The sequence below is a fragment of the Novosphingobium album (ex Liu et al. 2023) genome, assembly GCF_029076845.1.
Taxonomy (GTDB): Bacteria; Pseudomonadota; Alphaproteobacteria; order Sphingomonadales; family Sphingomonadaceae; genus Novosphingobium.
In genome coordinates this window covers 1-7,930 of the sequence record NZ_JARESE010000093.1, presented here as the reverse complement: position 1 = coordinate 7,930, position 7,930 = coordinate 1, and the positions used below count along the sequence as shown (strand labels likewise).

Below are 7,930 nucleotides of genomic sequence, written 5' to 3'. Positions count from 1 at the left end.
TCCATCGCTCCATCGCGATGGAATCACAAACCCAGCCTTACAGCCAGAGGTATTTCAGGGTGTCCAACTGTCTTACGCACAACGAGGCGCATCTGGCGCCAGCCGTCTCACCGGCTTTTGTCATTTGAGTGAGGAAATTCGAGAAAACAGGGTCACAACTTAGGAAAATGCCCATCACGTCAAGTGATCCTCATTCGCTTTGCTATGCCCAGTAGCTGGGCGTCGTTGAAACCATCTTCCACGAGACAGGGTAAAAACACGCTGAAATGAGCACCTGCCTCACCCGAGTGTGCCCAAATGAATCCTCTGTGTAGCGTCGCGACAGCGAAACAGATTGACATCCCAAGGCCTTGCCCCTCGTCGTCGTTGATGCCCTCAACGTCGAATCTTTTGCCCAGTTGGAAGACCGAATTGGGATCAACCGCGGATAGGCGTGGTCCATTGTTTTTCAGGTCAGTTCTGATCCATTGACCGCTTTGGACCGGATGTTCGGAGATACCTTCGATGTCTCTGCTCAAATCACCAAAACGCCCTTGCGTGAAGCTCGTGTGGGAGCGGAGGTTGCGGGTGTTGGCTCCGTATCGCAACGTATTTTCATAGATGTTCTGAAAGAGGGTCTGAATGAGAACCTCTGAACCGTAAATCTGTGCATGTCCGGAGAACGAGAATACACCCACATACGTGCTACTATTGGGGGACACGTCGCGAGCGGCACGATCGGCCTGCTCCCGCAAGTCGATCTTGCTTCTAATCCGTTGGGCGTACTCAGCTTTGAAGAAGGACTTGAGTGACCGTAGGCGACTACGCGCTGCCTTGGCGTTTTTCAGAACACGTATCGCATATTCTGAGCATTGCTGATCGGGTTCAAGGAGCACCTTGAGCGCCGCCGCCTTCAATTCCAAATCTGCGCACTCGCCGTCGATTAACTTTTCCAGGACCACCTGGGTCTCGGCGCCAGTTTGATAGGCGCTGCTTTCCAACGTTGTTTCAAGATCCGTCAGTGCGTCGTCTATCTCCCTAGCCAATGCTGGAATGTCGATCGTATTCGCGGCCACTTCCGACGGTCGAGAGAGGCGATCTCGCATGAGTTCGGGCCTGCGGTGCAGCGTGTCGCGTATCTGACCACAATAGGCTTCTACGTGATTGAGGGGAGTTCTCAAATCATGCCTGATCGCGCGTCCCGCGATGGCGTGAATGATGTCCTGAATCTTTGTGACAGCATTCGGCATGCAGAGTTGACTTTCATTATGACTTGGCGATCCTTTTTTCGGACCGGGCAGGTAACAAGATCGGTTCTCGGGCGAGTGCGCGCTCAACTATCGCACGCGCGTATGCTGCTGCTGCGTTCGCGGCGTAGCGCTGCCACCTGTCGTTCTTATGCATGTCGCAGTAGTCGCACACAGCCCTAACGATCACATAGCCTCGGGCGAAATTCCAAGCCGCGTCAGCGATACCGCTTCCTTCCATCTCAACGGCGATCAGCTTGTGTTCTTTTGCGAGAATGTCCCGTTGCATCGGGTTTTTCAGCAAGACGTTGGCGGACCCGATCAGTCCGTAGTGAACCATCGGCAAGCCCTTGCGTCGGCTGTTTTGCCTAGGGTGTCGCAGTCTTTTCGCGGGCGTCGAATGATCCAGTGGATCGTACAACACGTCTAGCCGAGGCCGGGCAACATCTGGGTCAAGGAATTGCTCCCACGAGCGATGACCGCGCTCCTCTTCCAGTCGTATTTGATTGATGGCCGTGGTCAGGAGAGCGGAGGGAGGCGGCGGCCCCTTTCTAAGCTCGGACTTGTCAACTTCGACCTTTTTGAAATCATATTGAATCACACCACTCAGCCCAACCACAATGTCGCCAAGACGCGCATGCTGATGCGGTATGGTCGGCGCTGGAACTCCGCCTGCGATACCCACGACAAGAAGATCATCGACCTTCTCAAAATCCATTAGCAAGGACGTTGCGGTCACAGCTGCAGCATTGTTCCCCATCTGGTTCGCAAGCGCGACGACCACCTCAATCTCACCGCCGTCGAGTGAGGAACGGAACGTATGGATGAAATAGCTGACTTGCGTTTTGCGCGCCACGATCGGCATCGCTACCGCGTCGCCGCCCAAGGCAGCCGCGATAGCATTCGCTTCCAGTGGCAAGGCGGTGATGATGCCAATTCTGATCCTGCGCGCTGCTCCCTTCGCCCGATCTCGTGCTTGCGCTGCCACTTCCTTGGGAATCGAAGTCAACGCCTCGTCCGCGATGTCAAATATCCGGCTCGACATCAGCCGATTCTCGCTTCCGAAGCTAAATGCTCGAATTCGGCGAAGACCGATCGGGCAAGCTCGTCATAGCTCTGCTTCGGATAGACCGTTTCAGCTTCTAGAAGGATGCCCGCGATCAGATGCTCTGCCAATGAAGGCGAGCCGGCAGCCGCAAGTGCAAAACCATGAGTAATGCCGCAGCTCAGCTTCGCTGCCTCCGACCAGTTACCATTGGCGTGTTGCCAGACCTCGGCAGACAGCGTTTTTGCCTGCTCACGATCTCCAGAGTATATCAAAAACTCAACCAATTCGGCAGTTCGTGAGGCGATAGCACGCTGATGCGGCTCGGTAGAAGACCAACTCGTTAGGGCTTTGCTCAGGCGCACTGCGGATCGATTATTCGGCCGTCCATCCCAATGACGAACGAATTGCGCGAGCGATGCGTGGACTTCGGTCGGAACGGGATTGAGGGTGTTTTGAGAAATGATTTCCTCTAATGCCGACCGGGCCTTAGAACGCTCTTCAGGATCGTCCTTCCAACTATATCCGAGTAACTGCCGCAGGATAGCCTCGATGTGATTAAGCCTAAATTCTACCGGTCCAGTAAGTAAATCGCTATTACTTGAGGTGATGCTGTTGATTGAACGCGTGACTTGTCTGGTGTGATTTAACGCAATTTCAAGCTGCCCAAAAGCTTTCACCAGTTCTGGTTTGAGATGATTATAGACCTGTTGTCGATAGTACGTCGCCGCTTCTTCCAAAAAAGTGGCCATTAGACCGGGATTGGCCTGTACATCCCTCTTCTGACGAAATCCAGCAATACCGGTCTCGAACACTGTCAGCTCAAAGCTATGCATTTCCTTCTTAATGTTATCGATAGAGCTTACCGACCAAACGAGATAAGGGATGTCTGGCCTAATTTGTTTCGCTTTGGCTATGAAATCTATAGCCGTTCCTTCATCTAGCCGATAATCCACTACGACCATGTCATAGCTATCAGTTTGATTCAGCCTTTCCAGGCCATCGGCGGCGCGATCGCTTACTTCAATCTGATGCCTATCCGTACTAAGTGATTTGCAGATAAATTCAGTATCGCTGTCGTCATCAACCACCAGAACCTGAACTTTTCCGTCCGTTGGGGTGGTCATGCTGAAGTGCCCTTTTATGAGGGAAGTTTAGCTGTTTGCATCCAGAACCGTATTGTATCCAAGAATATTTCCTTCTGTCGCTTCCCCTTACCTTTATTCACGAATGAATTGGCTTGGTTGGCATAGGATTCGTCGATCTCTTCGGGAGATGCTGATCTCGAATAAATAACGACCGGCACGTTTCGCACCCGCTCATCTTCATGACTCTTGAGGCGCCGCAGGGTGTCGATTCCATTCACACCCTTGTTTGAAAATTCGAGATCGAGGAAAACCACCGCTTTTGAAACGGATTCAGAGCCTTCGGTAACGGCTTGAAGCATCAAATCAGGCTCGGCGAACATCCGCGTGGTTACGTGTCGCGTGTCGGCTTCGCCTTCGACCCATGTCGAGGCTAGGTTGGTCCAGTCAGGGTCGTCGTCTGCAATCAGCACTAACACGTCGACGCCCCCTGCTGCCTAAGTGAATACCTAAGGCATGACTATGAGGGACGCTGGGCGCTACGTAAAGTAATGTCTTGCTGGTGGAGCATCGTTTTGCTGCGAGCTGTTGACGAACGGTCTTGCTCTCTTCATTCTCGCCTGAACTTGGCATGCCAGCCAGGATTTTCGGCGCAAGAGTGATACGTTGATCATGCCTGACAACGATCGAGAATCCTCAGAAGCTTCAGCGAGCGGGCAAGCCGAACTGATCGCGCTGAAGTCGGAACAAACGGCTCGAATCGTTCTGCGCGATACTACGTTATATGTCCACATCGCGTCGATCATCGCGATCTATGCGGCTGAAGGGCAGGCTGGCAGCAACGAGCCTCTGGTGCACTCCATACGTGTCGCAGCGACGATCCTATCAGCGGTCATATTCTCTATCTATGCCTCAAATGACTTTTACGTTTCCAGCATTGGCAAATTTGCTGCGGCGCACGGCTCTTCCCTCCTGCAAGTCTGGGAGCGAGAGCACCGAATTGGCCGGCGTTATCGTTTGCAGAAGTTTTTGCGAGCAGCCGCGGTCCTCATTGTTTTTCCTGGCTGGACCACACTGCAAATTGCTCCGATTTTGGCTAGGTCGTTTGATTTCCTTCAGATTGTTGCGGTGGTTTCTTGGCTCGTAGTTATTGGCGCGACGCTGGTTTTTCTCGTGTCCGACTGGGGGCGATCGCGCGCTGCGCAGCCTCCAGACTCAACTTCGGTAAGCCCGCTCTCAGCCGATCTCACTCAGCCGAACGAACCGGCCGCTATGTGACAAATCTTCCAACAGTCTCGGAGTCTTTCCGAGGATTTGCCACATGGTGTCGCGCTCAACACCGCTATGCCGATGTCCGCTTGAGACGCGGAGTTGGAACTATGGAGGCCGCCGCAAGAAGGATGTTCCCGCTTCCTGCCGCACCTTCCGGTGATGCCTTCAGTCTTGCGAAGGCACCTCATTCAGTTTCGATTGCAGCGCCGCGACATTTTCAATCACGGCGTCAAAATCGGGTGCGGCGCCGAAAATCATCGTGCTCATCGCTACGTAGTCGCGCTGCAGGTCGTCATACATCGCCCCTTCGGGGCACAACGCGAACTTGGGGGCTACCGCAGATGCCAGGTCGAAGTCCGGCCGGTTGAAGAACATGCGTGCGTGCGCGACGCAATCGGCGCCGAGCGCAGGGTTTGCCAGCGCCTTCTCGCCTACGTCGGACGCCAGGAGCATGTGGATATCATAATAATGGCGCGACACACGGTGGCCGCCGCCGCGCAGTTCGCCGCGGATATCGAACCAGCGGCGCAGCCCGTGCAGAATGACGACCTTGTCCCAGAAAGTTCGCTCGGCATCGACTATGGTGACGTTCGGCACGGTCAGATCGAGGTCGGGGGCGTCGTCGTGAACGTAGGGACGGATGGAACGGAGCGCGTTGGGATCGAGCGCGGATTTGGCGCCGGACTCGATCTTCACCGCCTTGTCGATATAACCATCGGCGGGTGTCGCGGTCGGATAGAGGACTAGCAGCGTCTGGCTGTCGCCATCATGCGGCGTAATGCGGAGCCAGTCGACGGGCAGTCCCGTCCGCTCGGCGGTCGCTGCGGCGATCGAGGACAACTGCTCCAGAAGCGGCCCATTGATATAGGCTTCGCAGGCCGTCTTGATCGCATCGAGCGCGGCGTCGCGCTTCTTGCGGCTCAGTGCCTGCAACTCCTCGACGCTCGCGGCTTCGCCGAGGTCGTCGCGGAAGACCGTGACGTCGATGTCCTCGGAGAAGCGGCGGATGAGGCCAAAACCCTTGGACAGCGAAGTGCCGCCCTTGAACAGCAGCCTTGGGCCTTCGGGAAGTCCGTTGAAGAGCGCATCGAGCGTCCAGCAGACCCAGAAGTCCTTCTCGGCATTCTGCGGCGTCGTGCCGAGGCGCTGTGCGGTCGCGGTAAAGAGACCTGCGCGGGTATCCTGATCCGCTGAGAGGATCGCATCATAATTTGGGTTCATGCGGCTTTGGGCTCGGCGGTGAGGATGGTTCTCAGATAGTCCTGCATCCAGGCCGGCAATGTCGACATGCCGTCATGCAGATCCTTGCGCAGCCGCACGCCATCCGGCTCGCGCCAGAGGAGTTGCTGGAGGCGATGGCGGATAGAGCGGTCCTCTTCGGCGTCGACCGTAGTGTCGCGCAACCAGTGGAGTGCCTGGACGATCCGCATGGCTGGGCGACCGGCCCAGAAGAGCTTGCTGGCGGCCGTAGGCCGGAAGCTGATTTCGAGATTGCCGAGATGGACCGGCTTGAGTCGGGAATCGGTGTGGACAACGATCTTGGCGGGGACCGCGTTGGTGAGGCCAAGGTCGTTGGCGGCAGTCATGCCATCGACCAGGACGCGTATCTGATCGCGGCGGGCGATCGCCTCGACCACCTGGCGGGGATCAGCGGGATTTGGCGCCTTGGTGAGGCTGTTGAAATCCGGCTTATCATAGAGGCCTCTGTCGATCCTGCGGAGCGTGCCGGTAGCGACGAGACGCTGAAGGGCCTTGTCGATAGCGTCGCGCGTCGCGAGGTCGAGAAAGTCCGCCGCCGTCCATACGCTTCGTGGCGTACCGGCGCTGATCCGCTGGAGGATGCGGGTCTTCAGGTCTGGTGAGTCACTCATTTGTCCGAAATTTGTATATGTTTTTCGGACAAATTGCAATCATAATTTGTCCGAAATCTGTAGGCGTATTTCGGACGGAGGCCCGGCCAACCGGATGCCGGAAGGACTCGAACCGCCCTGTCCGTCCACGTCCAGCCTTTTCCACGAATCCAGATCGTGCTATTAATGCTCTTGGCGAGTTCGCAAGTCTATGATTTGACTTCGAAATCAATCGCTTAGCCGCCCAGCGATCAAGTTCTTCTGGCCACCACTCCACACAATCGGATATCGACGCCCTTCTCCCCGCGATGCTGCATGAAGCCTTTGGTGCGTAACTGTACCCTTGCGAAAAAGAAGGGAGTGTCCCACCTCTAGCTGAGGGGAGGGCTATGGCTGAGAAAACACAGAACCTGTCGATCCGGCTACTTAAGCCGGACGTGAAGCCTGAAGACTCCGTGCGGCAAGGCGTGCAATTGGCCGATTGGCCCCAGTTCGAGGGAGCCAAAATCGCAACCGGATCGGTCGGAGGCAATCCGCCAAGTTGGGCAGACTTTCCGGCATTGGCCGCCGATCATAAAAGCCAGCTCTTCCAGAGATTTGCCTTTGGACTGATATTCATCTTCGTCGATAACCGCTGGTTCGCCATCTCCTTCGGGCTCGGCCACAGCAAGATTGACCCTTCCGCGATCGAGCAGGATTTCGGCCTCAAAGTCGTTCTGAACACCGTCGATCATACCAAGTTGCGAAGCGCCGACCTGCGGACGCCGGATGCCAACACGGTTAGTCGGCGATCTCAGACAAGCCGGGGGTCGGAACAAACCGCTTTTGACATCGATCCCGAGCGGGACATCGTTCGCGGGCTGTTGGGCGAGCCTAAGGACAAGTCATTCGCAACGAAGGTCAGCGGCGGCGATGCGCTGTCGCTGCGCCGGAAGGTCAGCCTTAATGAACTACCGGATCTCTGCTCCCGCGCACTGACCTTCTACGGTGCCGATGACTATAAGCAGCAGTTCAGTTGGATCGATCAGATTCGGCATGTCCGCGACCAAGCGCTCATCGATAAACTGGAGATTAAGCTTGTCGAGGCTTTAAGTCAGGCACTTGCAGCCGATCCCCCAGCTACCGACGATATACATCTGGCCTATCCCACGATCTATGATCCCGACAAAGCGGGGTGGGTTCGTTTTCGCGGTTTCAATCTTAATGAAATTTACCCGGACCTTGAAATCTCGCACTATCTGTCGGGGCTTAAGGCGAAGAACGGTGCAGCCTATCAAGACAACTATCTCGTAAACCACTCGGTTCAGGAATGCGACGAAACCGGGCAGGTGCCAGGCGAGTCATGGAAAATTCGCGATTGTCTCGTGTTCGAGACTGAACTCGATGGGTTAGCGTCCGCGGTCGTGGTGTAATTTCCGGTGTAGATTGAGGTGCCGCAGGTGGTGGGGCATG

8 protein-coding genes are annotated in these 7,930 nt (G+C 55.7%); 2 read left to right on the top strand and 6 right to left on the bottom strand.

Annotation, left to right across the window (positions count from 1 at the left end):
* Positions 1 to 179 precede the first annotated feature (179 nt).
* The 4 genes from PYV00_RS23360 to PYV00_RS23345 are packed head-to-tail and all read right to left on the bottom strand — an operon-like array spanning position 180 to position 3,835.
* Positions 180 to 1,229 carry an ATP-binding protein gene (locus PYV00_RS23360; protein WP_275230745.1) on the bottom strand — a complete coding sequence of 350 codons (1,050 nt, stop codon included), beginning with the start codon at positions 1,227 to 1,229 and terminating at the stop codon, positions 180 to 182.
* Between the two features lie 16 nt (positions 1,230 to 1,245).
* Positions 1,246 to 2,271 (bottom strand): hypothetical protein, encoded by a 1,026-nt coding sequence (locus PYV00_RS23355; protein ID WP_275230744.1) that lies wholly within the window; start codon positions 2,269 to 2,271, stop codon positions 1,246 to 1,248.
* Entirely contained in the window at positions 2,271 to 3,398 is a 1,128-nt protein-coding gene (locus PYV00_RS23350) for a response regulator (RefSeq protein WP_275230743.1), read from the bottom strand. Before PYV00_RS23350 ends, PYV00_RS23355 begins: the two co-directional genes overlap by 1 nt.
* 14 nt (positions 3,399 to 3,412) lie before the next feature.
* Positions 3,413 to 3,835, bottom strand: coding sequence for a response regulator (locus tag PYV00_RS23345; protein WP_275230742.1), 423 nt, complete (start codon positions 3,833 to 3,835; stop codon positions 3,413 to 3,415).
* A gap of 193 nt (positions 3,836 to 4,028) precedes the next feature.
* On the opposite strand from PYV00_RS23345, the gene PYV00_RS23340 reads away from it, so the two are divergent.
* The gene (locus PYV00_RS23340; RefSeq protein ID WP_275230741.1) at positions 4,029 to 4,634 is read left to right on the top strand and encodes a hypothetical protein; all 606 of its coding nucleotides are present in this window, start codon (positions 4,029 to 4,031) and stop codon (positions 4,632 to 4,634) included.
* Positions 4,635 to 4,793: 159 nt separating this feature from the next.
* Here the strand turns inward: PYV00_RS23340 and PYV00_RS23335 are convergent, their stop codons facing one another.
* Positions 4,794 to 5,849: a nucleotidyl transferase AbiEii/AbiGii toxin family protein gene (locus PYV00_RS23335; RefSeq protein ID WP_275230740.1), complete on the bottom strand. Its 1,056-nt coding sequence runs from the start codon at positions 5,847 to 5,849 to the stop codon at positions 4,794 to 4,796.
* Positions 5,846 to 6,499, bottom strand: coding sequence for a DUF6088 family protein (locus PYV00_RS23330; RefSeq protein ID WP_275230739.1), 654 nt, complete (start codon positions 6,497 to 6,499; stop codon positions 5,846 to 5,848). Before PYV00_RS23330 ends, PYV00_RS23335 begins: the two co-directional genes overlap by 4 nt.
* Before the next feature lie 368 nt (positions 6,500 to 6,867).
* Here PYV00_RS23330 and PYV00_RS23325 point away from each other — a divergent pair, with 368 nt between their 5' ends.
* Positions 6,868 to 7,890 (top strand): DUF6119 family protein, encoded by a 1,023-nt coding sequence (locus tag PYV00_RS23325; protein ID WP_275230738.1) that lies wholly within the window; start codon positions 6,868 to 6,870, stop codon positions 7,888 to 7,890.
* Positions 7,891 to 7,930 lie beyond the last annotated feature (40 nt).